The organism is Halorubrum sp. T3 (assembly GCF_000296615.1).
GTDB lineage: Archaea > Halobacteriota > Halobacteria > Halobacteriales > Haloferacaceae > Halorubrum > Halorubrum ruber.
This window is the reverse complement of sequence record NZ_JH815330.1, coordinates 363,098-384,849: the sequence shown is the minus strand read 5'-3', so window position 1 is coordinate 384,849 and position 21,752 is coordinate 363,098. Positions and strand designations below refer to the sequence as shown.

26 protein-coding genes and 2 pseudogenes are annotated in these 21,752 nt (G+C 62.6%); 5 read left to right on the top strand and 23 right to left on the bottom strand.

What is annotated here, in order from left to right; all coding sequences use genetic code 11:
* Positions 1-237: 237 nt before the first annotated feature.
* Positions 238-3,843, top strand: coding sequence for an Eco57I restriction-modification methylase domain-containing protein (locus B378_RS0110945; protein WP_017343827.1), 3,606 nt, complete (start codon positions 238-240; stop codon positions 3,841-3,843).
* A gap of 10 nt (positions 3,844-3,853) precedes the next feature.
* Here B378_RS0110945 and B378_RS0110940 read toward each other — a convergent pair whose 3' ends face one another.
* A complete protein-coding gene (locus B378_RS0110940; RefSeq protein ID WP_026046262.1) occupies positions 3,854-7,666 on the bottom strand; it encodes a helicase-related protein in 3,813 nt (1,270 codons plus the stop codon).
* A gap of 89 nt (positions 7,667-7,755) precedes the next feature.
* Between B378_RS0110940 and B378_RS17330 the strand changes: the two genes are divergently transcribed.
* Positions 7,756-8,034 (top strand): hypothetical protein, encoded by a 279-nt coding sequence (locus tag B378_RS17330; protein ID WP_017343825.1) that lies wholly within the window; start codon positions 7,756-7,758, stop codon positions 8,032-8,034.
* A 556-nt stretch (positions 8,035-8,590) separates the two neighbouring features.
* Here B378_RS17330 and B378_RS16475 read toward each other — a convergent pair.
* Positions 8,591-8,743, bottom strand: a pseudogene (locus tag B378_RS16475) (ATP-binding protein); the annotation flags it as partial.
* Positions 8,744-8,990: 247 nt separating this feature from the next.
* On the opposite strand from B378_RS16475, the pseudogene B378_RS17535 reads away from it, so the two are divergent.
* The 3 genes and pseudogenes from B378_RS17535 to B378_RS16465 all read left to right on the top strand — a co-directional run bounded on the left by B378_RS17535 (position 8,991) and on the right by B378_RS16465 (position 9,962).
* Positions 8,991-9,280 (top strand): annotated as a pseudogene (locus B378_RS17535) (DUF6516 family protein).
* A gap of 66 nt (positions 9,281-9,346) precedes the next feature.
* Positions 9,347-9,742, top strand: a complete 396-nt coding sequence (locus B378_RS0110925; protein ID WP_017343823.1) for a transcriptional regulator — start codon at positions 9,347-9,349, stop codon at positions 9,740-9,742.
* 19 nt (positions 9,743-9,761) lie between these two features.
* Positions 9,762-9,962 carry a hypothetical protein gene (locus B378_RS16465; protein ID WP_082224270.1) on the top strand — a complete coding sequence of 67 codons (201 nt, stop codon included), beginning with the start codon at positions 9,762-9,764 and terminating at the stop codon, positions 9,960-9,962.
* Between the two features lie 322 nt (positions 9,963-10,284).
* Here B378_RS16465 and secY read toward each other — a convergent pair whose 3' ends face one another.
* From secY to B378_RS0110820, 21 genes are read right to left on the bottom strand one after another with little or no spacing between them, the layout of a single operon-like run.
* Positions 10,285-11,766: a preprotein translocase subunit SecY gene (secY, locus tag B378_RS0110920; protein WP_017343822.1), complete on the bottom strand. Its 1,482-nt coding sequence runs from the start codon at positions 11,764-11,766 to the stop codon at positions 10,285-10,287.
* 1 nt (position 11,767) lies between these two features.
* Positions 11,768-12,265, bottom strand: coding sequence for an uL15m family ribosomal protein (locus tag B378_RS0110915; RefSeq protein ID WP_017343821.1), 498 nt, complete (start codon positions 12,263-12,265; stop codon positions 11,768-11,770).
* Entirely contained in the window at positions 12,262-12,726 is a 465-nt protein-coding gene (locus B378_RS0110910) for a 50S ribosomal protein L30 (RefSeq protein WP_017343820.1), read from the bottom strand. Before B378_RS0110910 ends, B378_RS0110915 begins: the two co-directional genes overlap by 4 nt.
* The gene (locus tag B378_RS0110905) at positions 12,726-13,373 is read right to left on the bottom strand and encodes a 30S ribosomal protein S5 (RefSeq protein ID WP_004597408.1); all 648 of its coding nucleotides are present in this window, start codon (positions 13,371-13,373) and stop codon (positions 12,726-12,728) included. The genes B378_RS0110910 and B378_RS0110905 overlap by 1 nt, the downstream gene beginning before the upstream one ends.
* Positions 13,366-13,923 carry a 50S ribosomal protein L18 gene (locus tag B378_RS0110900; protein WP_017343819.1) on the bottom strand — a complete coding sequence of 186 codons (558 nt, stop codon included), beginning with the start codon at positions 13,921-13,923 and terminating at the stop codon, positions 13,366-13,368. Before B378_RS0110900 ends, B378_RS0110905 begins: the two co-directional genes overlap by 8 nt.
* Entirely contained in the window at positions 13,923-14,384 is a 462-nt protein-coding gene (locus B378_RS0110895; RefSeq protein WP_017343818.1) for a 50S ribosomal protein L19e, read from the bottom strand. The genes B378_RS0110900 and B378_RS0110895 overlap by 1 nt, the downstream gene beginning before the upstream one ends.
* Complete coding sequence (locus B378_RS0110890; protein ID WP_017343817.1) at positions 14,377-15,084, bottom strand: 50S ribosomal protein L32e; 708 nt, start codon at positions 15,082-15,084, stop codon at positions 14,377-14,379. The genes B378_RS0110895 and B378_RS0110890 overlap by 8 nt, the downstream gene beginning before the upstream one ends.
* A 3-nt stretch (positions 15,085-15,087) precedes the next feature.
* A complete protein-coding gene (locus B378_RS0110885; RefSeq protein WP_017343816.1) occupies positions 15,088-15,621 on the bottom strand; it encodes a 50S ribosomal protein L6 in 534 nt (177 codons plus the stop codon).
* A 2-nt stretch (positions 15,622-15,623) separates the two neighbouring features.
* Positions 15,624-16,016 (bottom strand): 30S ribosomal protein S8, encoded by a 393-nt coding sequence (locus B378_RS0110880; RefSeq protein ID WP_004047215.1) that lies wholly within the window; start codon positions 16,014-16,016, stop codon positions 15,624-15,626.
* Between the two features lie 2 nt (positions 16,017-16,018).
* Positions 16,019-16,192 (bottom strand): 30S ribosomal protein S14, encoded by a 174-nt coding sequence (locus tag B378_RS0110875; protein ID WP_004597423.1) that lies wholly within the window; start codon positions 16,190-16,192, stop codon positions 16,019-16,021.
* Positions 16,189-16,713 (bottom strand): 50S ribosomal protein L5, encoded by a 525-nt coding sequence (locus B378_RS0110870; protein WP_017343815.1) that lies wholly within the window; start codon positions 16,711-16,713, stop codon positions 16,189-16,191. Before B378_RS0110870 ends, B378_RS0110875 begins: the two co-directional genes overlap by 4 nt.
* Positions 16,706-17,431 carry a 30S ribosomal protein S4e gene (locus B378_RS0110865; RefSeq protein ID WP_017343814.1) on the bottom strand — a complete coding sequence of 242 codons (726 nt, stop codon included), beginning with the start codon at positions 17,429-17,431 and terminating at the stop codon, positions 16,706-16,708. Before B378_RS0110865 ends, B378_RS0110870 begins: the two co-directional genes overlap by 8 nt.
* The gene (gene rplX, locus B378_RS0110860) at positions 17,428-17,784 is read right to left on the bottom strand and encodes a 50S ribosomal protein L24 (protein WP_004597427.1); all 357 of its coding nucleotides are present in this window, start codon (positions 17,782-17,784) and stop codon (positions 17,428-17,430) included. Before rplX ends, B378_RS0110865 begins: the two co-directional genes overlap by 4 nt.
* Positions 17,785-17,786: 2 nt before the next feature.
* Entirely contained in the window at positions 17,787-18,185 is a 399-nt protein-coding gene (locus B378_RS0110855) for a 50S ribosomal protein L14 (RefSeq protein ID WP_004597429.1), read from the bottom strand.
* Positions 18,185-18,526 (bottom strand): 30S ribosomal protein S17, encoded by a 342-nt coding sequence (locus B378_RS0110850; protein ID WP_017343813.1) that lies wholly within the window; start codon positions 18,524-18,526, stop codon positions 18,185-18,187. The genes B378_RS0110855 and B378_RS0110850 overlap by 1 nt, the downstream gene beginning before the upstream one ends.
* Entirely contained in the window at positions 18,517-18,975 is a 459-nt protein-coding gene (locus tag B378_RS0110845) for a ribonuclease P protein component 1 (RefSeq protein WP_017343812.1), read from the bottom strand. Before B378_RS0110845 ends, B378_RS0110850 begins: the two co-directional genes overlap by 10 nt.
* A gap of 1 nt (position 18,976) precedes the next feature.
* Positions 18,977-19,192 carry a 50S ribosomal protein L29 gene (gene rpmC / locus B378_RS0110840; protein WP_004597441.1) on the bottom strand — a complete coding sequence of 72 codons (216 nt, stop codon included), beginning with the start codon at positions 19,190-19,192 and terminating at the stop codon, positions 18,977-18,979.
* Complete coding sequence (locus B378_RS0110835) at positions 19,193-20,140, bottom strand: 30S ribosomal protein S3 (RefSeq protein ID WP_017343811.1); 948 nt, start codon at positions 20,138-20,140, stop codon at positions 19,193-19,195.
* Positions 20,140-20,604, bottom strand: a complete 465-nt coding sequence (locus tag B378_RS0110830; RefSeq protein WP_017343810.1) for a 50S ribosomal protein L22 — start codon at positions 20,602-20,604, stop codon at positions 20,140-20,142. Before B378_RS0110830 ends, B378_RS0110835 begins: the two co-directional genes overlap by 1 nt.
* A 3-nt stretch (positions 20,605-20,607) precedes the next feature.
* Complete coding sequence (locus B378_RS0110825; protein WP_004599532.1) at positions 20,608-21,033, bottom strand: 30S ribosomal protein S19; 426 nt, start codon at positions 21,031-21,033, stop codon at positions 20,608-20,610.
* A complete protein-coding gene (locus tag B378_RS0110820) occupies positions 21,030-21,752 on the bottom strand; it encodes a 50S ribosomal protein L2 (RefSeq protein ID WP_026046261.1) in 723 nt (240 codons plus the stop codon). Before B378_RS0110820 ends, B378_RS0110825 begins: the two co-directional genes overlap by 4 nt.

The window sequence follows — 21,752 nt, the reverse complement described above, 5'->3', positions numbered from 1 at the left end:
ACGGGGAGATCCGGCGGCGATCGGTGGGATTCGTGGAATCGGACGAGGGAGGGACAAGAGAACTTGTGAACGTTTCTCAACTGTGTCGGCCACCGATAAGCCGGCAGCGCAGCGTCGCGCTCGTGAAAAATCGCCTAATCTCACCGTTCGTGGTGAACTGGTGGTCCATGACGGTGGCCCGGAGCGGTAGTGGCGGATTCCCATACTTTCATACGAGTAACGAGAGTCTCAATATCTATGTCAGTCCAGCAGATTACTAAGAAGGATATCGCGGGCTGGGATTCCCTCCAGGATATCGCCGACTCCTTCGAGAAACGCGGCCTGAAGCCGCGTCCGAAGCTCGGAGCGGACAACGAGCTTGTCCTTCAGCTCGCCGACGACGAGTTCGTCGTGTTGGTCAAGGCGGGCCCCGGTGAGACGGCGACCGATTTCAAGCCGGACAACCGCTCTCGGCACACGAACCTCGTCGCCACGAACGACTTCGAGGAGTTCACCTTCCTCACGCGGATGCGGAGTTGGGAAGGACAGCAGCACGGGCGCATCAAACACCAGAAGATCTCGTTTACCAAAGCGCAGTTCACGAGCGAGAGCGGCGAGAAGAACACCGTGCTGAAGAAGCTGAACTCGATCGAGTACGGCTCCTCCGCCGCGATCTACGACACGCTGTACGACACCCAGCAGGTCGTCAAGGAGTTCTACGAGGAGTTCGAAGAGCTCCGGACGAACCTCGTTCAGGAGGTGTCCGGGATCCCCGACGATCGCGGCGACGCGAAGCAGCGGTACGTTCAGGTCATCCTCGACCGGATGATCTTCCTCTATTTCATTCAGGAGAAGCGCCTGCTAGACCGGAATCCGAACTACCTCCACGAACAGCCCGGCGACGTCGTCGACGACGGAGAAGATCGGTACGTGAACTTCTACCGGCCGCTGTTCTTCGATTACCTCGCGGAGGACAAACAGAACCCCGACTTCGGGAGCCTCCCCTATCTGAACGGCGGGCTATTCGCGAAGAACCCTGTTGAGGAGGAGTTCCCTGACGCGAAGCTCGGCGCGTCCGCCGACGAGACGAACGAGCTGTTCGACGACGTCTTGGAGTTCCTGTCGGGGTGGAACTGGAACGTGGACGAGCGGCTCGACATCGTCGACCCGAAGAACCTCTCGCCCGCCATCCTCGGTCACATCTTCGAGCAGACGGTCAACCAGAAGGAGATGGGTGCGTACTACACGCCCGAAGAGATCACCGGCTTCATGTCTCGCCGGACGATCCATCCGTACCTTCTCGACCAACTCAACGACGCCGTCGACGCCGAGTACGACGAGATCGACGACGTGTTCGGGTTCCCCGAAGTCGAAACCGCCGAGGGCGAGGCAGCGGTCGCGGACGGCGGAACGATGACTCAGCAGGCCGCGACCGAGAACGTGGAGACGAAGCACGTGGAGACGCTGTACCACGACATCCTGAAGGAGGCGCACGTCCTCGACCCCGCTGTCGGGAGCGGCGCGTTCCTGCTCGCCGCGCAGGACGTGCTCGTGGACATCTACATCCAGTGTATCGAGTACTTCCAGCAGCTCGAAGCGGAGGGGAAAGGCTGGGAGTTAGAATCCCGGACCCGCGACGAGTTAGAGACGATCAACGAAGGACAGGGCGGCGCGTCGCTGTACGCGAAGCGGACGGTCATCCTGAACAACCTGTACGGGGTCGACATCGACGAGGGCGCGGTCGAGATCTGTAAGCTCCGCCTCTGGCTCTCGATGGTCGCGGACATCGAAGACGAACCCAGCGAGGTGGAGCCGCTGCCGAACATCGATTTCAACATCCGGCAAGGGAACTCGCTTATCGGGTTTACTGAGCTTGTAGAAACAGCAAACGACGGAGATGCGCAGTTATCTAATTATGGTGGCGGTGTAGGTGAGAGCGTACGTTCACTGTATGATGGTGTTATCGAAGCTGTCAAAAAACACCAACACGCTGACTCCGGGAAGGAAGCAGCAAAATGGCGTAATGCCGCAGAAGAAAAAATTGAGAGGCACAGTAAAGAACTGGATAAGAAGATACTGGAGCAGTTCGAGGAAGCAGATATAGACGGGTTGAATCTCGATTATATTCAGAAATACCACCCATTTCACTGGGTACTAGAATTTGCCACGGTTTACGAGGAGGGTGGATTTGATGTCATTATCGGTAACCCTCCTTGGGACCAAGTTCAGGCAAATCCAGATGAATTCTTCGTTGATTATGAGCCGACCTTCTCATCTTTGCCCAGCAAACAGAAAGAAGCGAAACAGGAAGAGCTGCTAAATGATACATCTGTACGTGAAAACTGGGAAAAATATGAACAGCGAATTCAAAATAAGGCACAATATTATAAGAAGAGCGGAGAATACAGCCTCCAGCAACCAGTTGTAGGTGGTACAAAACAGCCGATTCCAAATGACCTGTCTGCTCTCTTTTTTGAGAGAGTGTTCAACCTTACCAGAGAGGGTTCTTTTGTCTCATTAATTCTCCCGAACGTTGTTTTCAGCGGAGCGATGGGAAAGGATCTACGCATGAATCTTCTTAAGGACAATACCGTCCAGTCAATAGTCGGATTTGAGAACAAAGGAATATTCTCTCAAGTACACAATCAATTCAAGTTTAATATAACTGTATTCAAGTCAGGGGGAACAACTGAGAGCGTAAGAGGAATTGGTCTACAGAATGATGTAAACATTCTGCGTGATATCTCAGAACACGCGATAGATATCTCTAAGGAAATTTTATTCAAATACTCTCCTGAAGCACGCAGTTTCCCGAATATTCGGTCCAAAGACGAACTAGATGTCATTGAGAAGATTGTCCAATGGCCTCCTATCGGAGAAGAGCGTGGAGGTGACTGGTATGCGGATGTCTATTATGAACTGAGGAAGGGATATGATAATGATCGCTACACTGAAGATACTGAAATCGGAGATTACCCTATCTTCGAGGGAAAGAACATCTACCAATTCTCATACGATAACGAGTTCCTTGATGATATTGAAGAGCAGAAACTGTGGGGCGTTGAAAAAGAGACGGACGGCGTGAAGAGCGCAAAGGAGCGGGTGAGAGAACGGAATATTAGAAAACTGAAACGAGCAGTTTATGATGCGTTTGATGGCTCAGGATCGCAGAAGCAATTTGTAAATGACTTACTTCAGAAAAATAGGGGGAGGGAATTAGAGAATGCCGACGTCAAGCTGGATGGATCTGAGTACCGGCTTGTATTTAGAAAAATATCAAACCCCACTAACGAAAGAACCGTCATTTCTGCTGTACTCCCGACCGGTGGTGTGACCGTGGATTCTGTTTATACTCTTCGTCCATTTGAGCTGAATGTTCAAAAAGAAGATACTGTAGAAGGTAACTTACATTCGGCATATGATCGGATATTTACTGATAAAGAGCTATTCGCTGCCTTAGGGCTCTGTAATAGCATTCCGTTTGATTTCCTGATGAGAACAAAAGACGCCCAAAACTTGCTAGCATTCCGATTTGAAGAATCGCAGATGCCTCGTCTCACCGCAGGTGATGAGTGGTTCGAATACATTAGCAAACGAGCTGCTCGTTTGAACTGCTATGGAGATGAATTTGAAGGAATGCGTGAGCGGTTAGGAGGGATAGAACCGGCAACAGATAACCAAGAGCGTCGTGAAATCCAATCCGAAATTGATGCTGCCGCCTTCCATGCGTATGGCTTAGATCAGTCCGAAGTAAAGTTCGTTCTTAATGACTTCCACCAAGTAGAGAATCCGCGTATGATGGATGATGACTACTTTGATCTTGTGAATTCAAAATACACTGAATTAACAGAAGAACACTCGTAGAATTGGTCTATTATGAACTGACCACTCCCCAACACATCAGTCGAGCCTGAACCTCACTTTCACCCACGAGCGTATCCTGATACTCCGTCGACTCCTCTACGTTCTTTTCTAAGAACGCTTCTAACTCCTCTAAGAACTCTATTGGCGGCCAATCTGGGAAAGAGTCGTACTCCGTCGTGTCTCGGAACGTCTCTCGAAGGATTCGATCTTCGTCGGTATTGGCTAACTTCACATCTTGAAGCCGTTCACAGAGATTCTCGGCCCACTCGTCGAGCGTGTCGTACTCGTCAGTCGGGACCGACTCCTCCCCGTAGTTCGGTTGTAGATGGTACGCGATGAAGTCCAGTATCGTCTCCTGCTCCTTCGAGAACGAGTCTCCCTGCTTGAACGCGCCCTCCACCTGGCCTTCCCGAATCGCCTCCAGCCGCTCGTCGAGGACCTCCTGAATTTCCTCTCGGTTGGACAGGACGTTGTCGGCGTCGCCCGTGATCGGTTCACCCCTCACCTCGGGGTCGATTTTGAGCGTGCCGACGGGACGTTCCTTCACCTCGTCCGCGAACGGCTTGTAGTAGAATGCCCGCCGAACGCGACCCAGAGGCGGGTCGCTGTCCTCGTCGTCGAACCAGAGGTGCGCGAGCCCGAACACGCCCGGACGCGGCCCGGAGTCGTGATCGGTGACGTTCGTGTACAGACGCTCGCGCTCCTCCGGCGACTCCTCGAAGTAGTCCGCGGCGTACTCGAAGTCATCCCCGGAGAGGCCGAACTCCTCGTTCAGCTCCTTCTTGAGTAGGAACCGCTCGTAGGCGGCGTGTTCGTTGCTCCCCGCGTTGCGGAGGAGCGGGTTCTTGCTCGTGTCGTCGAGCTCGTTCACGTCGTCGACCTCCCGGGACTTCTGGAGCGAGTCCTCGATCTCGTCCACCTGTAGCTCGCCGATGGTCTTCTCCGTCTCCACGCCGGTCTGTTCGAGAATCTGGTCCTCGTTCGGGTCGAGGATGTTGTTCTCCTTGCCGACGATCAGCGCGATGTCGTTGATCTTCGCCTGAAGCCGTTTCAGCAGCTTGATCGCCGCCTCGATGTCGCCGTCGGGGTAGAAGTTGTGGACGTACTTCTGGGCGGTACTCCCGATCCGGTCGATACGCCCCACGCGCTGAACGATCCGCATCGGGTTCCACGGCAGGTCGAAGGAGATCTGGACCGACACGTCCTGGAGGTTAACCCCCTCTGAGAGCGTGTCGGTCGCGATGACGTACTGGAGTTCGTCCTCGCCGGACTCGGCCAGCGTCTGCTGGTACCCCGACGCCTCCGGCGCGAACCGCTGAATGACGTCCTGCTTGTTGTCGTCGCCGCCCTTGACGACCGCGCTGTTCGCCTCCGTGAGCGGCGAGTCGGGGTCGTCGAGCAGCGTCCGATGGACGTAGTCCGCGGTCGCGCGGTACTGCGTGAAGACGAGGACCTTCTCGTCGTCGTAGCCGTTGAGGACATCCACGAGTCGCTCGACCTTCGGATCGCGGAACTCCCTGAGCGAGAACACCGCCTCGTAGAACTCCCGGGTCGCTCCGTCGACGTCGCTCAGGTCACTTCGGGGGTAGAGGATCGGGTTCAGTTCGTCCTCCGGAACGTCCGGAAGGACGCCGGCGTTGTGCTCGTGGAGCCACTGTCTCGTGGCAACGGCCTGGTCGCTCACGTCGCCCGAGTCCTGTGCGATATCGCCGATGAACTGCGACAGGAAATACGCGAGCAGCGTCAGGTCCTCTCGGATGTACGTCTTCACTTCGCCGATCGTCGCGTCCGCCAGCTCGTCCGGGGTGTCGGTCTCCGTGTCTTCGTCCGCACGGACCGCGGTCGTGTCGAACCCGAACTCTTCGAGCGTCTGTTCGAGGTCTTCGGCGGCGTCGCCCCCCTCCACGAAGTCGTCGAGTGTCTCCGCCTGCTCGTCGTCCTGCGCTGCGCGCAACAGGTCGATCTTCTTCTCCTCGGGAAGGCCGTCGAGGAGCCCGAGCAGCCGCCGTTCGCTCTGGTGTAGCGTCTGGATCGATTGAACGAACGCGTACGTCGACGACTCCAGCCGCTTGAGCAGGTTCAGCTTGTACAGCGCTTTCAGTGTCCCGCCCGCCTTCGGGTTCTTCACCGTGATGTGCGGGAGGTGGAGCGCGTCCATCACGTCCGGCAACATCTGATACACCGGCTGGTACGCCGCGGGGAGCGAGTACTGCTCCTTGTTGAGCGTCGGCGGCTTGAAACTCATCTCGAAGTCCTCCTCCTCTTGGATCTGGTCTTTGACGTGTTTCCGCGTCCGCAGCACCATCACCTCGTTCAGGATCTTCGAGATCTCCTCCGAATGGCGCTGAAGCTGCTCGGTGATGCTCTGTAGCTTTTCGTCACTGGTCTCCTCTTTCCCGGCGGCGATCTTCTTTCGCGTCTCCGAGAGTTCGATATACTCTTCGAAGGCACCGAAGTCCAGCGACGCCTTGTTCCGTAGCTCCTCGGAACTGGTGAACAGACTGATGAGGTTCTCCAAGTCGGTCGCGGAGTTGTTGATCGGCGTCGCCGTCAGCATTATCATCGTCTTCCCGCGGAGCTGGCGGAGGTTCGCGTGGCGGCGGGTCCCCTTGTAGTCGTCATCGTGGTCCGGCTCGGGTCGCCATTTTCCGTGATTCCGGAACCGGTGAGCTTCGTCGATAAGTACGACGTCGAACGCGTCTTTGAGGTCTTGAACCTCCTCGTACGCGAGGTTCTGGAACTTACTAATACTCATTACGTCCAAGTGAGTGCCGTCGACCTCAAGTCCGAAGTACGGGTTCCCGTCTTCGTCGGTGTCGTCTTGGAGCAGGTCCTCCCACTGTTCGGTAAGGTTCGCCGGCACGATCAGCAGACAGCGATCCCCGCGTTGGCGGTAGTCGTGGAGGAGTTCGCCGCCGATGAACGACTTCCCGAGACCGACCGAGTCGGAGATGATACAGCCGTTGAACTGGGAGAGTTTCTCCTTCGCGCTTTCGTATCCGAGCGTCTGGAAGTAGTACAGCGGACTGTCGCGGATGTTGACGTTCCCGCTGAGTTCGTCGTACGCGAGGAGCTTGTACAGCTCGAACGGTTCGATGTACGTCCCTAAGTCGTCGGGCGTCTCGTCGTCGTCAGGCTCGTCCTCCTGCTGTTCCTGCCAGTCCTGATACTTGTCGCTGTTCTCGATGATCCGGATGATCTCCTCGCTGAAGTCCTCGGCGTTCGCCCACTGGTTGTCGTACCAGTCTTCGAACGCTTCCGCCTCGCGTCTGTCCTGACTCGTGAGGTTCAGTTCGATGTTGTTCCGGTGCCCACTGGCGGTGAAGTTCGACGACCCGACGACAGTGGCACACGGACGCGTGTCTGTATCATCGTCAATCTCCCAGTCGTCATCGTCGCGTGGCGCTCTGAACGAGGCCCCTTTCGCGTGGAAGTATCCGTTTTCTGGATTTCGCACGCGGACGCTAACTTTGTCTTCCGCTATGAAATCTCGCAGGCGGTCCAACCGGTCCAACTGCGCGTTGTTCAGCTCCTCGATGCTCTGTTCGACCTCGTCTTTGAGATCGTCGCGCAGGTTCTGTCCCTCGCCGATTTCGTCTGCGGTACTCCGGTTCGTCTGTCGACCCATCAGGATACGAATCGGAGCGTGACCGAGCTCGTCGGGATCGGCAAGCTGTTCGAGATCCTCGCGGTACAGATTAAACCCGGAGAGATAGAAATAGCCGGTTGCGATACGTGCTTCTTCAGTTTGTGGAATTATCTTTTTGTAGACGTCCTCGACCGTCCTGTCGGCATTGTCGACGAGCGGAGGGAGAGAGATCATTTAGTAAGAGAGTCAAACGGAGGCAACTTAGTGTTTAGCAGGGCCAAATGCTGTTGGCGTAAGAAGTCTTCCGAGCGGGAGACCCGCCGATGGTATCAAGCAGATCCACCGTCGACGACGAGATCGCGGGCTTCCGCGACAACGCCACCAAGACGAACTCGCTCGTCGACCGCCTGAAGGCGATCGCGCTGCCCGACCCCGACGACGTGGCCGACGACCTCGACCGCTACGTCGAGACGAAGACACGCGCCGACGAACTCGACGCGAAGATCGCGGAGACCGACCGGCTCATCGACGAGATCGTCTACGACCTCTACGATCTGACCGGGGAGGAGATCGAAATCGTCGAGGAGGCGGTCGCGGAGTAACGAGGAGGACGCGACCGAGCGGAGCGAGGTCGTGCTTCTATAAGTGACCGGCGTTGCCGCGGTGAACTCCTCCAAAGCCCCAGTCGCTCGCTTATAAATGGCGGATCGCGGAGCGACGACGAACACCGCCAAAGCCCCAGCCGCGAGGACTCGCGCGGCTTGCTGCGCTCCTCGCTCACTCCGTTCGCTGCGGTGCTTACTGCGCCGTGCTTCGTCCTCGCGACTGCCCCTTTGAATCCCACCCCCACGCACAGCCCCGCACCTCACGCCTCCCCAGCCTCGTCGGCCTCCCTCCGGTCGGCCGACTCCCTCGCGTGGTGCTGTCTCGCGGCCGCCGAGGGCGGCCGCTCGCAGGCACGCGCCACCGTGATAGCTGGCGCTTATTGATTCGTCCGTACTGAGCGATGGGATCGCTCGAACGCGACCGAGCGAAGCGAGGTCGCGCTTTTTGATCGAGCTTTTTCCGTGAGCGGTCGCGAGCGAAGCGAGCGACCCGACTCGGAAAACAATCGGAGTGAGGCCGTCGCGGGGGAGCTGGGCACGCGGAGAGAGATTACACCGCGTCGTCGCGGTCTTCGATGGATTTGACGACGAGCGCCGTCTTTCCCATCCGCCGACGTCCGTAGACGACGCCCAACTCCGCAGAGTCACTGTCGTATAATTCGTGGAGCCTGTCGAGTTCTCGTTCTCGGTTCACGAACGCAGGCATGTCTCCGCCTTTGAACCACCAGCATATAAAACGCACATATAGCGTAGCTCAGACTATCGTAGTTCAAACTACGGTAGTTGTGGTAACGAAATATCAGAGCATGTGAATACGGGGGTAAGAGAGACACGTACAAGATCCCGATCGCGAGGTCGTGCCTTTTCGTCAGGAGTTCGGAAGGGTACTGCCCGTTCTTTGTTAGGTTTTTCCCTAACACTCATCGGAGTAGGGTGCGTCGACACACGTATCGATGAGCGATGACGTCACCGTACTCGAAGATGAGATCGAGGCCTATGCCGACGGCACTGTTGCGCGGGTTCGCGTGCTCTCGGTCCCGACCGGTTCGAGGACGGGATCAAGTACGCCTACCACTACGGCGAAGCCGGCGCGGACGAGCCGATCATCCGGTTCGACAACCACCACGGCGTCCACGAGCTCCACCTCGGGGGCGAGACCTTCGAAATCGACTACCCCGGCCTTGCGGAGATCTTCCGCGCGTGGCGGGCGGCGCTCCCGGAGGAGAAGCGCGACGACTGGTAGCGCGTTCGAGCACGGTGACCGACGTACTGGCCGCGACCGACTCCAACCGACGACCCCACACCACCCATGACTCAGACACTCCACGTTCGGATCGAGTCCGCCGACCGTAGCGACCTCGAAGAGCGCCTCGAAGCGATCGACGCCGGCGAGGACGTCGAACCCAGCGAGCCGACGCTCTCGATCGAGAACCTCGAAACGTTCGGCCGCGTCTTCCGCTCGACCAATCTCAAGCTCTTGGAAGCGATCGTCGAACACGAGCCAGGGAGCATCCGCGAGCTCGCGCGCCTCGTTGACCGGAACCCCCCGGAAGTCCTCGAAAACGTGAACGAGCTGGCCGACTACGGACTCCTCGAACTCGAAGAGGACGGCCGGGCGAAGCGGCCGGTCGTCTGGTACGACGAGATCGACGCCGACATCCCGCTCACGACCGGGTCGGGACAGGGGCGCAAGGCGAACGCCTGACCCAGCGAGGAGACCACGGATGGGCGGCGACATCGATCCCGAGGATCCGCGTCCTACTGCTCACTACCACGTCGACCGCAACGCAGAGTGGTACTACGTCGACGGCGACCTCGCGGGGACGATCGCCCTCGGGCCAGCGACCGACGCCAGGCAAGGTGACGACTGGGTACTTTCGCTCTCGGCCGCGATGCGGGGTCGCGTTGAGTTAGTGTCAACATAGCTTCCGTCATGCGATTTTACAGAAGTGTTTTCAAATGTAGTAGCAGGTCGTGTTCTGTGGATCAACGGAAAGGAGAACTGAGAGGGCAGATCCGGTTCTTCGCGGAGTTACTACCTATTTTGAGTTTATAACTCAGCTATTCCGAGCCCGACGAATACGCTCGCCGTCTTGCGTTTCTGCGTAACGTAACGCGACCCGCATCTTTCCACGCCTCTTTTTTACGGGAGGAACGCGGACGTTTCGCTCGATTTTGTTATGTGACCCGCTGGGCATACCAGCGGCTACGCAGAATTAATAAATAACGCGTGGGACCCCGATGGGGTTACTCGTTGCCGAACATCTGGCGCATCATCGGATGCATCTCCATCAGCTGCTCTTCGGCGATCTCCTCGTACAGCTTGTACGTGATCGAGACCGCCAGCAGCAGTCCGGTTCCGGAGACCTGGCCGATGGTGCCGAGCAGGTTCGCCATCACGGCGAGCAGCCCGACGAGGGCGCCGCCGATGACCGTGACCTGCGGGATGTACCGCTCCATCACCTTCTCGACGACCTGCGGATTCCGGCGGAACCCGGGGATCTGCATCCCGGAGTTCTGGATCTGCTTCGCGGTCGCCTCCGGCCCCATGCCGGTGGTCTCGACCCAGAAGATCGCGAAGATGGCACCGCCGACGATCATGAACGTGAGGTCGACGGCGAGCCGGACCGCGATCATCCACGGTTCGACCGACGCCGGGATCTCGCCTAAGAACCACATCCACTGGCTGCGGCTCTGGATGGGGTTCAGGTAGTAGAACAGCCCGGAGATCGGCTGGCCCTGCTCGCTGTACTGGCCGAGGAACGCCGGCATCCCCGCCCACTGCGAGGAGAGGATCTGACCGAGGAACTGGATGTTCGCCTGCAGCGCGCGAACGAGGATCATCGGCAGGACGGACGCGTAGATGAGCTTCACCGGGAAGCGTCCGCGAGCGCCTTTCACGCGGGCGTGCGACAGAGGGATCTCGACGCGGACCGACTCCGCGTACACGACGATCCCGAAGATGAACACCGTGGTGAAAAGCGCCAGAATGCTGCCCGGATCGAACAGCAGGTTCTGGAGCCCCTCCGCCGTGAACGGCGACAGCGAGGCCGGCACGTCGCCGACGATGACGCCGTACCAGCTCGCGAAGAAGCCGGACGCGCCGAGCGCGGAGAAGCTGAAGAAGCCGCCGACGATCTGCTGGCTCACCGACGCGATGATGAACAGCCCGACGCCGGAGCCGACCCCCCACTTGCTCACGATCTCGTCCATGAACAGGATGAGGATGCCGCCGACGAAGATCTGCGCGAAGATCAGCACCTGTACGCCGAACGTGCCGATGCCGAGCGCGTCACCGACGGCGGGGTCGGCCGGAAGGAAGCTCCCGGTGAACACCATCGGCGCCGCCGTGAGGGCGGCGACGATGATCACCAGCAGCTTCTGGAGGCCCTGATAGAGGACCTGGTCACGCGGGTCGTTCTCCGTGTCGAGCCCGAGGAGGTTCGCACCGCCCAACAGCTGGAGGACGATGGACGCCGTGACGATCGGTCCGATACCGACCTGTAACAGCGACCCGGACGAGCCGGCGAGCACCGACCGGAACTGCCCGAAGAAGTCCGACCCCTGCCCGACCGCCAACCCGAACGGGTTGATGTTGGTCAGGAAGAAGTAGACGATCAGGATGCCGGCCGTCCACGTGAGCTTCCGTTTGAACGGGACGTGTCCCGCGGGCCGCTCTACGACGGGCATCCGCGAGAGCACCGGTTCGGCGGCCTCCTTCCAGCTCATGTTACGCCTCGTCGTTCTCGTCGTCGGAAGTGTTTTCCGGTTCGTCAGCGGCTTCCTCGGCGCGCTCGGAGAGCGTCGCCTCGCCGCCGGCGTCCTCGATGAGCTCGACCGCACCGGCCGTGAACGCGTCGGCCGTGACGCGGAGCTCGTGGCGGACCTGCCCGCCGCCGAGCACCTTCACCACGTCGGCCTCGTGGCCGTCCTCGACGACGTCGCGCGCGTCGAAGACGTACGCGTCGCCGTCCTCGTCGGCGAGGCCCTCGGCGGCGTACAGCGCCGCGTCCTCGTCGAGCTTCTGGACCTTCACTTCGAGGACCTCCGTCTGGGCGTCCTCGGGCCGCTTGAACCCGTGTTTGCCGAGCGGGCCGTAGTTGTGATACTCGTGTTTCGAGCGGCCGGCCGCGCCGCGGCCGCCGCGGTGTCCGGCGCCGCGCCGGTTCTTGTGCGTGCCGCCGCCGTGCGTCCGAGAGCCGCGCTGTCGTCGTTTCTTGCTCGTCATCGCATCGCCTCCAGGAGACTGTCGATCTCCTCGGTGGTGTGTTTCCCGAGCTCGCCGCCCTCGATCACGGGGTGTTTGATGCCCTCGTGACCGCCGCGGGGGGCGTGGAGCCGCAGCGTCGGCGAGAGGCCCTGATCGCGCAGGGTCGTCTCCTCGTCGACGAGCGCCTCGGCCAGCGCCTCCAAGTCGGCGTAGTCGGTGTTGTCGTCGATCCATTCGTCGTCGACGTCGGCCGAGCCCTCGATCGGCTCGCCGCGCCGCGCGATCGTTCGCGCGACGGCCTCGACGCTCGGTTCCCCGAACGCGACGACGTCGTTGACCTTCGCGATCATGCCGCGGTACGAGTCCGTCTCGGGGACGAACGTCGCGTGGTTGACGCGCCCGACGTTCAGCATGTCGAGCGTGTCCTCGACGCCGTAGTCGAGGTTGACGTCGCCGCGGAGCTGCACGATCGCCTGCATCACTCGCTCACCTCGTCGTAGTGGACTTCACGCGCGTGCTGCGGAGTGCGGGACTGCGCCGCGTTCTCCAAGGCGTTGAACGTCGCCTTCGCGAGGTTCACCGTGGTGCGCGTGTTGCCGTCGGAGTTCGTCCAGGCGTCCTCGACGCCGGCGAGCTCCAGGATGTTGCGGACCGTCTCCGCGGCCGCGAGGCCCAGCCCCTGCGGGGCGGGCTTGATCTCGACCGTGACGGAGCCGGCCTTCCCCTTCGCCGTGCGGGTCAGGGAGTTGGTGCCGCCGGGCTGGTCCTCCCAGGAGCCGGAGCCGCGGTCGACCGAGATGATGTTCAGCTTCGCGACGTCGATCGCCTTCTGGATCGCGCCGCCGACCTGGTCGTCGCGGGCCTGCGCGTAGCCGAGGTAGCCGTCGCGGTTGCCCACGGCGACCACGCAGCGGAACTTCACGCGCCGGCCGGAGTCGGTCATGCGCTGGACCATGTTGATGTCCAGCACCTCGTCTTCGAGCCCCGGGAGGAGCTGGTCGACGATCTCCGCCTCCTTCAGCGGGAGGCCGGAGTTGAGCGCCTGTTCCATCGACGAGATCTCCCCGTCCTGTACCTTGCGGCCGAGTCGCGTCCGCGGCTCCCAGCCGTCGTTGTGTCTACTCATGGTCCTCCTGGATTGTCTCGAGCACGGAATCGAAGTGCTCGGGTAGCTCGCTGGCGTCGAACGAACCGCTGTACAGCGGCTCGTCGAGCTGCTCGGCGTAGTCGGCGATATGCTCGCCGCGCGTGCGCGACCAGTCCGCCAGCACGTCGTCGTTGTGCGGGATCTCGAGGCCCGCGTCGATCGCTCCTTCCTGTACCGCGAACGTCTTGTTGCCGGGCGTCGCCGTGTTGAGCCCGATGTCGAGGACGGCCTCGTCGAGGCCGGCGTCGACTGCGCGGGCGCCCGCGAGGAAGCCGGTGAGGTACGCGCTGGGGAGGTTGCCCGTGGGGGCGTCCCAGCCGTACTCGCCGAGCTCCTCGCTGGAGGCGGCCGCGTGGGTCTCGTCGCCGTCGGATCCGGGGGTCACCAGCTGCGCCCTGACGTGAGCGTTGCTCACCCGAGCGACCAGGCGAGGCTTGCCCGATTTCAGCAGGCGCAACCTCTGATGGTAATCCGTCCGGACCTCGCGGCGGCGCCGCATCGGCACCTTGTATCGTGGTCCTGTCGCCATTAGTCCGTCACCTCGTAACCGTACTGCGTCTCGATGAACGCCTCGAGACGGGCGACGTCCTCGAAGTCTCCCCCGCTCGCCTTGTTGTAGAGCGTGCGGTACTCGGAGGCGTCGAGCACGTCTTCCTCGTCGCGAAGCTCCTTCAGGCGGGCCCGCTGTGCGCGGATGCGCGCCTTCCAGTCGTCTTTCGTGTCCTGCCGCGCGCCGGAGCGGCCCTTCCGGGTACCGGCGCCCGACTGGTGCCCGTACGAGCGCTTTTCGGCGCGCTCTCGGGCGCGACCGCGCGAGTTCGTCTTCTCGTCTTTCGCGCGGATCGTTCCCTGTTCGATGAGTTCGCGGACGTCCTCTCGCGTGATGGCGTCCTCGATCTCCTCCTGTGCGTCGGGGTCGAGCCAGACGCGGCGCTTGCCGACGTCGAGCTCGTCCGCTGCGAGCCGTTTCTGCGCCTTCAGATCACTCATCGTCGACCTCCACTTCGACGTAGGTCGGGTTCAGCACGCGAATGCCCCGCTCCTCCGCCTCGTCTTCGATCAGTTCGCGCTTGCGACCGCCGACCTTCGAGGCGATACGCACCGCCTGCGTGTCGCCGTCGACGCCCTCGAGGTCGTCCGTGTTGTGCACGCGGACCTCCTCGAAGCCGCTCGGGTGCAGGTCGCGCGACGCCGTCGGCGAGCGGAAGCCGGCCTCGACGACCGGGCCCTTCGACTTCATGCGGCGGCGCTGCTTGGAGAGCCCGCCGCGCGGCTTGCGCCACGACGTCGGGATCCGCTTTTTCTTGTGGTAATCCTGCCGGTTGAACTGCGGTTTCCCCTCGCGGTGCTTCTGTGCGAGCGCGCGAGCGGTCTCGTCGTCCAGCTCCGGCGTCTTGTCGGCGTGGCCGCGGGGGCGAAGCTCCGTCTCGACGGTCTCGTCGGCGTCGGCCTCGTCGGCCTCCTCCTCGTCCGTCTCGTCTTCGATCTCCGCGTCCGCCTCCTCGTCGACCTCCAGTCCGCCGACGTCGGCCTTGATACGCGCGGCGAGCGCGTTGCCGACGCCGTCGACCTCGGAGAGCTCCGACTGGGAGGCGGCCTTCACGTCCTCGACCGTCTCGTAGCCGGCCTCGCGAAGCGCGTCCGCCTTCGAGGGACCGACACCGCTGATGTCTTCCAGTTCGTCTGCCATTGATTAGGCACCTCCGGTGGGCTTCTCGACGATGTACACGCCGTCCTGGAAGACGCGCGTGTCCTTGTCGGTCACCTTCGTCAGCTGTTCGATGTCGGCGGCGGTCTGCCCGACGGCCTCCTTGTCGGAGCCCGTCAGCGTGACCGTCTCGCCGTCGACCTGTACGTCCGTGTCTCCGCGGATCGGGGTGCGCCGCGCAGCGCTCTCTCCGAGGAAGTTCTCGATGACGACCTCGTCGCCCTCCACGTTCACCTGCATCGGGAAGTGGGCGTAGTACACTTCCATCGCGTACTCCCAGCCCTCGGTGACGCCGTGGATCATGTTGGCGACGTGGCTCTCGAAGGTGCCGACCGTGGCGTTGGTCTTCGCGTCCTCGTTTTCGGCCGCGATGACCACCGCGCCGTCCTCGATCGAAACGTCGACGTCGGGGTACCAGAGGCGTCGCGTGACGCTCCCGTTGGGCCCCTCGACGGTGAGTTCGAGGTGATCGGTCTCGGCGGAGACATCGTCCGGAATCTCGATTTCGACTCTGTTCATTGTTAGTAGACGTATGCGATCACTTGGCCGCCGATGCCCTCTTCGCGGGCCTCGTAGTGGCTCATGACGCCGTGGCTCGTCGTGACGATGAGCGTCCCGTAGTCACGGGCGGGGAGGTATCGCTTCTCCCACTTCTCGAACTCGTCCGCGCCCGCCGAGTAGCGGGGCTTGACGGCGCCACACTCGTTGATCGCGCCTTTCAGTTCGACCTCGAACTTCCCGGCCTTCCCGTCGTCGACGTACTCGAAGCCGTCGACGTACCCGCGGTCGTAGAGGACCTCGAGGACGGAGCCGATGATGTTCGAAGCGGGCTCTACCGTGTACGACAGGTGGCCAACGCTCTCGGCGTTGTCCATGCCGGCGAGCGCGTTGGTGAATGGATCGTTTCCCGTCATGATCAGCTGTACTTCTCGAATCCCATGTCTCGGGCGACCTCGCGGAAGCACTGCCGGCAGAGGTTGATGTCGTACTTGCCGACGAGTCCCTGCTCGCGGTCGCACCGCCGGCACGTGTGCCGGGAGTCGGTGCGCTTCGCGGCGTGCTCGCCCGTGTCGTTGTTCGCTTCGCTCATTCGGTTACCTCGACGTCGAAGTTCGTTTCGAGGAACGCGGCCGCGTCCTCGGCTGTCATCCGGTGGCGAGCGGGGATGGTCCCCGTCGCCTTGTCGCGTTTCGAGACGCGGTAGCCGGGACGGACGATCGTCGTCGTCACGTCGAGGCCGTAGATCCCGGTGTTGGGATCGTACTCCTGGCTCGGGAAGTCGGTGTGGTCCTCGACCCCGAAGCTGAGGTTACCCGTGTCGTCGAACTGGCTCCGGCCGATCTCGACCAGCTCCAGCGCGGTCGCGAGGAACGCGTGCGCGTCCTCGCCCCGCAGCGTCACCTTCACGCCGATCGGGTCGCCCTTGCGGATCCCGAACTCGGCGATGGTGCGCTTCGAGGTGGTCCGGACCGACTGCTGGCCCGTGATCTCCTCGATGATCTCCTCGGCGTCGGCGAGGGGTTCACCGCCCTGCCCGACGCCCATGTGCACGACGACCTTCTCGAGGTACGGCTCGCGCATCTCGTGGTCGGCGCTCTCGGCTTCACTCATCCGAATCACCCGCCTCGTCGGCGTCGTCGTCGGTGAAGTTCTCGTCGATCACGACGACGTACTCCTCGACGGTCTCGTAGCCGCCGTCGTCGCTGGCGACGGTCACGGTGTTGTCGCCGGAGCCGAGCGTCACGTCGATGTCGTCGATCTCGCCGATCTGGCCGGCGTGCTGGCCGGCGACGGCGGTGACGAGGGCGCCCTCCTCGTACTCGAAGTGGGCGACGATCTCCTTCGTCTCGTTGTCGACGACGATCGAGTCGTTCGTGTCGTAGTCCGCGTCGTCGTCGACGCGGACGTTCGTCCCGTCGTGGAGCGTCAGCTGGACGACCCCGCCGGGGACGACGGACTTGTTCGTGATCTTCCCGAGCCGGCTGCCCGCGGCCTCCTCGTCGACGGAGGTCAGCGCGAGCCGACCGCCCTCGTCGGGGAAGACGCGGAAGAACTCCCCGCGCTCGGGGAACGCCAGGATGTCGAACATCCCGATCGGACGCTGCTCGTCCGAGACCGCGTCCCCGTTGACGAGGATCGAGTCGTTGTTCAGCGCGTAGCGCGCCTCCTTCGTCGAGTCGACGTAGCCGAGCACGTCCCGCAGCAGGACGACGAGCGGAACGCCCGCCTCGCCGTGCGGGCCCGCGCCCGCCTTCACGGTGAACGTGTTCGTCTTGCGCTCGACCGGCCAGGAGTTCGGTACTGACAGTCGCTTCTGGTGTCGCGTCATTCGTTGTCCTCCTGGAGCCGCGCCTCCCGGCGCTCGTCTTCCAGGTCCAGTTCGGTCACCCGGACGTTGCTCGCCGGGATGGGGCGGGGAACCTCCTCCCCGTCCGCCTTCTCGACGGTGACGTCCTCGACCGTGATCCGCTCGGCGGACAGGTCGACGGAGACGACCTCCGCCTCCGTGCCGGCCGCGTCGCCGCGAAGCACCTCGACGGTGTCGCCGGCGTTGACGCGGACGTTCCGCTGTCCGTACTCCTCGCGGAGATCCTCGGTGAGGGTGGCCCGGACCTGATTCTGCCGCTCGTGGAGCGGCGCGGTCTCCGACCGTTTTCGCTGTTTGCGTGGCTGTTTCGTCATAGTTAGACGATCATCGTCGCGGTCGAGGCGATGCTCCCGAATCGTTCGGCGACCTCGCGGGCGACGGGGCCTTTGATCTCCGTGCCCCGCGGCTCCTCGAGGTCGTCGATGATGACGGCCGCGTTGTCCTCGAACTTCACGCGCGTGCCGTCCGGACGGCGGATCGGCTTGCGCTGGCGGACGACGACCGCCTCCAGCACCTGCCGCCGCATCTCCGGCGTCCCTTTGGTGACCGAGACGGTCACCTTGTCGCCGATTCCTGCCTTCGGGTGTCGGTTCTTCGTGCCGGAGTAGCCCGACACGGAGATGACCTTCAGCTCACGGGCGCCGGTGTTGTCGGCGCACGTGATCAGCGAGCCCTTCGAGAGCCCCTGCGTGACGTCGGCCTTGAGCGCCTCCATCACTGATCACCCAGGATCTCGACGACGACGTGGGACTTCGTCTTCGAGAGTGGTCGCGTCTCCGCGATTTTCACTTCGTCACCGACTTCGAGCGAGTCGAGCACGCCCGGCACGTGGGCCGGGATGCGCGAGCGACGCTTCATGTACCGGTCGTATTTCGGTACGAACACGTCGTACTCTCGCTCGACGATGACGGTCTTTGCCATATCCGTCGACACGACCGTTCCCTCGCGAGTCTGGCCGCGGACGGAGAGCTGCCCGTAGAACGGGCACTTCTCGTAGTCGTAATCCTCCGGGTTGTCTGGCTCCGGAGGCGTGGGTACGTCGATTCCTATCGCCATTGTGTGGCACCTCGTTCGGTGCGTTCGGCGGGCCGATGCCGCAACCGATCGCCATCCACCGTCGCGTAGACCGCGTCTTTGCACTCGCCTCGTCGGCTCGCCGGACCCGCGCCGTCACCGGTGACGACGCTTTCGGACCCGGACGGGCCAGACTGACGGGGGCGGACCCCCGTAGTATCCGACCCGAGTTGGGACGCGGACCCCGGCGACGCTCCGTCGCCGGCGGCTTCATCTGTGCGAGCGGTCGGCGTCTCGACGACGCCGAACTCGAACGTCGCGCCCGACTTGGGCACGCGCTTGTCCCCCGACCCCGTCCGGACCACGAGGGTGCCGAACGTCTCGTCGAGCACGCGACCGGCGACGCCCACGTGGGCGTCGCTGTCGGCGTCGACCACCTGAACGGGGAGGCCGACGAGCTCGTGTCGAACGAGGGTGTCGGGGGAGATCATCTTACTGTTCGTCGTCGAAGTCGCCTTCTTCCGCCTGGATCGTCTTGATCCGCGCGATGGTCTTCTTCAGCTCGTTGACGCGGCCCGGGCTCTCCGGCATGCCGCCGGCCGCCCGCTGCGCCTTCGAGTTGAGCAGCTCGGTCTCGAGCTCCTCGAGTTCGACCTCCCGCTCCGCCGCGGTCATGTCGCGGATCTCGTCGGTGTAGAGGATCGCCATTTATTCGTCCTCCTCGTCTTCCTCGTCGGCCGCTTCCATCTCGGCGACCAGGTCGGCCGCCTCGGACTCGATCTCCTCGTCGAGCTCGTCGAGCTCGTCGGCCTCGACGTCCTCGTCGACCGGTTCCTCCGCGGCGACGTCCGTCGCCTCGTCGGCCGTCTCCTGCGTCTCCTCGACGACTTCCTCGACGACCTCCTCGTCGATGACGTCCGTGGGGTCTTCGTCGGGCACCTCGACGTCCTCGTCGTCGTCGCCCACGTCCGGAACCTCGTCGGGCTCCTCCTCGAGGAGCGACTCGACGCCCTCGTCGGCGTCGGCGTCGACCGCCGCCTGCTCGACCTCCGGGACCTCGGCGTCCTCGCGGACGTCGAAGTCGTCCGGGAGCGTCGCGCCCGGCGGGATGATCTTCACGTTGACGCCGATCGTCCCGAGCTTCATCACGGCGACGCCCTGGCCGTGGTCGACGACCTCCTCGGCGGGCTCGCCGTTGTGCTTGATGTAGCCGCGGTTGAACTTCTCGACGCGCGAGCGCGCGCCGGTGACCTTGCCGGACAGGACGATCTCGGCGCCCAGCGCGCCCGCGTCCATGATCCGGTCGATCGTCGTGTGACCGGCCTTCCGGAAGTACCAGCCGCGTTCGAGGGCGTTCGCGAGACGGTCCGCGACGATCTGGGCGTTCAGGTCGGGCTCGTCGACCTCCTGAACGTCGATCTGCGGGTCGTCCATGTCGAAGCGCTCCTCGAGCTCGGTGGTGATCTTGCGGATGTTCTTCCCGCCCTTCCCGATCACCATGCCGGGCTTTTCGGCCTTCAGGACGATCTGCGTGCCCATCGGCGTCTGGGCGACGTCCATCCCGCCGTAGCCGGCGCGGCCGAGCTCGTCCGCGAAGAACTCGTTGATCTGGGAACGGCGCAGGCCGTCCTCGATGAATTGGTGTTCGTCAGCCATTAGTTGTCAGCCTCCGGCTCCTCGATGATCAGTTCGACGTCCGCGAGGGTGGTGTTCCACTCCGTCGCGCCCGCGGCGCGGGGGTTCCGGCCGGGTCGCTCGCCGACCTTGTGGGGAGCGACGTGTTTGATCACCATCTCCTCGCCGTCGAACCCCTGTTCGTCGGCGTTGTTCTTGACGTTCTCCAAGAGCTTGAGGAAGTCCTTGGCGGCCTTCTCGGGGTACCGTCCCGCGTCCCAGCCGTCGATGTCGGAGCGGTGGCCCGCGCCGGCGTTGTGCTGGCGCATCGGCACCGAGGTCTCCTCGTCGATCACTTCGTGGAGGTACTCCTCCGCGTCGGCGACCGTCTCGCCTTTGATCTCTCGGGAGATCTCCTTGCTGTCCTTCACGCTGATGGGCCGGTCGCGGAGCATCCCCTTGGCGGTGGTCTCCGGGTCGGCCTCGACGCTGTAGTTGATTCCCATGGGTTACTTGAGGGGCACGAACTTCGAGGACCGGGTCGCGCCGATGCCGGCCTGACCGTGTTCGACGGTGCTTCGCGTGAGGTGGAACTCGCCGAGGTAGTGCCCGATCATCTCGGGCTCGACCTGAACGCGCTCGAAGCTGTGGCCGTTGTACACGGCGAAGGTGACGCCGACGAACTCCGGGAGCACCGGCATGTCGCGCAGGTGCGTCCGGATCGGGTCGTCCGCCGTCGTCTCCTTGTCGCGGCTTCGGACCGTCTCCAGCAGCTTCTGCTGTTCGGTGCCGAGTCCGCGAACGATGCTTCGCCGCTGGCGTGCGGGGAGCAGTTCCGCGACCTCGTCTACGTCCATCTCCTGCAGCTCGTCGAGCGAGTGACCGCGGTAGGCGAACTCCTTGCCCTCGCGGCCGGTTCGGTAATCTGAACTCATTTGTTGCCACCTCGTCCGGTGCGCTTGGATGCGATGTCACCGACCTTGCGTCCCGGCGGAGCGTTCCGCGAGACGGACTTCGGCTGGCCGGGGTGTTGGCGACCACCGCCACCGAAGGGGTGGTCGACGGCGTTCATCGCGACGCCGCGCACGCGCGGGTATTTGGTGCCGCGCGCTTTCATCTTGTGGTGCTTGTTACCGGCCTTGACGAAGGGTTTCTCCGTCCGGCCACCGCCCGCGACCACGCCGATCGTGGCGCGGCACTGGGGGTCGAGCCGCTTCACTTCGCCGCTGGGGAGCTGGACGACCGCGACGTCGCGGTCGTGGGTGAGAAGCGTCGCCGACACGCCGGAGGCGCGCGCGAACTTCCCGCCGTCCCCGCGGTTGCTCTCGACGTTACACACCGGGACGCCCTCGGGGATCTCCGCCAGCGGGAGCGTGTTGCCCGGCTTGATCTCGGCCGAGACGCCGACCTGGATCGTCTCGCCCACGCGCACGCCTTCCGGCGCGAGCACGAGCCGACGGTCGTCGTCCTCGAACTCGACCTCCGCGAGGGGGGCCGAGCGGGCCGGGTCGTGTTCGATCCCGACGATCTCGCCGGTGATCGTGTCCACGTCTTCGAGCTTCTTGTGCGACAGTTCCGCCTTGTAACGGTGGGAGGGGGCCCGGAACGTCGGGCCGCCGCGTCCGCGCCGTTGTCCTTGAATTCGTCGTCCCAT

Coding starts and splice junctions, on each gene's coding strand:
- B378_RS0110820 (WP_026046261.1), bottom strand. CDS start 21,752: ATGGGACGACGAATTCAAGGACAACGGCGCGGACGCGGCGGCCCGACG.
- B378_RS0110940 (WP_026046262.1), bottom strand. CDS start 7,666: ATGATCTCTCTCCCTCCGCTCGTCGACAATGCCGACAGGACGGTCGAG.
- B378_RS0110880 (WP_004047215.1), bottom strand. CDS start 16,016: ATGACGGGAAACGATCCATTCACCAACGCGCTCGCCGGCATGGACAAC.
- B378_RS0110835 (WP_017343811.1), bottom strand. CDS start 20,140: ATGGCTGACGAACACCAATTCATCGAGGACGGCCTGCGCCGTTCCCAG.
- B378_RS0110890 (WP_017343817.1), bottom strand. CDS start 15,084: ATGGCAGACGAACTGGAAGACATCAGCGGTGTCGGTCCCTCGAAGGCG.
- B378_RS0110905 (WP_004597408.1), bottom strand. CDS start 13,373: ATGAGTAGACACAACGACGGCTGGGAGCCGCGGACGCGACTCGGCCGC.
- B378_RS0110895 (WP_017343818.1), bottom strand. CDS start 14,384: ATGAGTGATCTGAAGGCGCAGAAACGGCTCGCAGCGGACGAGCTCGAC.
- B378_RS0110900 (WP_017343819.1), bottom strand. CDS start 13,923: ATGGCGACAGGACCACGATACAAGGTGCCGATGCGGCGCCGCCGCGAG.
- B378_RS0110830 (WP_017343810.1), bottom strand. CDS start 20,604: ATGGGAATCAACTACAGCGTCGAGGCCGACCCGGAGACCACCGCCAAG.
- B378_RS17330 (WP_017343825.1), top strand. CDS start 7,756: ATGGTATCAAGCAGATCCACCGTCGACGACGAGATCGCGGGCTTCCGC.
- B378_RS0110855 (WP_004597429.1), bottom strand. CDS start 18,185: ATGGAGGCGCTCAAGGCCGACGTCACGCAGGGGCTCTCGAAGGGCTCG.
- B378_RS0110870 (WP_017343815.1), bottom strand. CDS start 16,713: ATGAGTGAAGCCGAGAGCGCCGACCACGAGATGCGCGAGCCGTACCTC.
- B378_RS0110850 (WP_017343813.1), bottom strand. CDS start 18,526: ATGGCGATAGGAATCGACGTACCCACGCCTCCGGAGCCAGACAACCCG.
- rpmC (WP_004597441.1), bottom strand. CDS start 19,192: ATGGCGATCCTCTACACCGACGAGATCCGCGACATGACCGCGGCGGAG.
- B378_RS0110925 (WP_017343823.1), top strand. CDS start 9,347: ATGACTCAGACACTCCACGTTCGGATCGAGTCCGCCGACCGTAGCGAC.
- B378_RS16465 (WP_082224270.1), top strand. CDS start 9,762: ATGGGCGGCGACATCGATCCCGAGGATCCGCGTCCTACTGCTCACTAC.
- rplX (WP_004597427.1), bottom strand. CDS start 17,784: ATGACGAAACAGCCACGCAAACAGCGAAAACGGTCGGAGACCGCGCCG.
- B378_RS0110915 (WP_017343821.1), bottom strand. CDS start 12,265: ATGACGAGCAAGAAACGACGACAGCGCGGCTCTCGGACGCACGGCGGC.
- B378_RS0110910 (WP_017343820.1), bottom strand. CDS start 12,726: ATGCAGGCGATCGTGCAGCTCCGCGGCGACGTCAACCTCGACTACGGC.
- B378_RS0110825 (WP_004599532.1), bottom strand. CDS start 21,033: ATGAGTTCAGATTACCGAACCGGCCGCGAGGGCAAGGAGTTCGCCTAC.
- secY (WP_017343822.1), bottom strand. CDS start 11,766: ATGAGCTGGAAGGAGGCCGCCGAACCGGTGCTCTCGCGGATGCCCGTC.
- B378_RS0110865 (WP_017343814.1), bottom strand. CDS start 17,431: ATGACGCGACACCAGAAGCGACTGTCAGTACCGAACTCCTGGCCGGTC.
- B378_RS0110885 (WP_017343816.1), bottom strand. CDS start 15,621: ATGAACAGAGTCGAAATCGAGATTCCGGACGATGTCTCCGCCGAGACC.
- B378_RS0110845 (WP_017343812.1), bottom strand. CDS start 18,975: ATGATCTCCCCCGACACCCTCGTTCGACACGAGCTCGTCGGCCTCCCC.
- B378_RS0110875 (WP_004597423.1), bottom strand. CDS start 16,192: ATGAGCGAAGCGAACAACGACACGGGCGAGCACGCCGCGAAGCGCACC.
- B378_RS0110945 (WP_017343827.1), top strand. CDS start 238: ATGTCAGTCCAGCAGATTACTAAGAAGGATATCGCGGGCTGGGATTCC.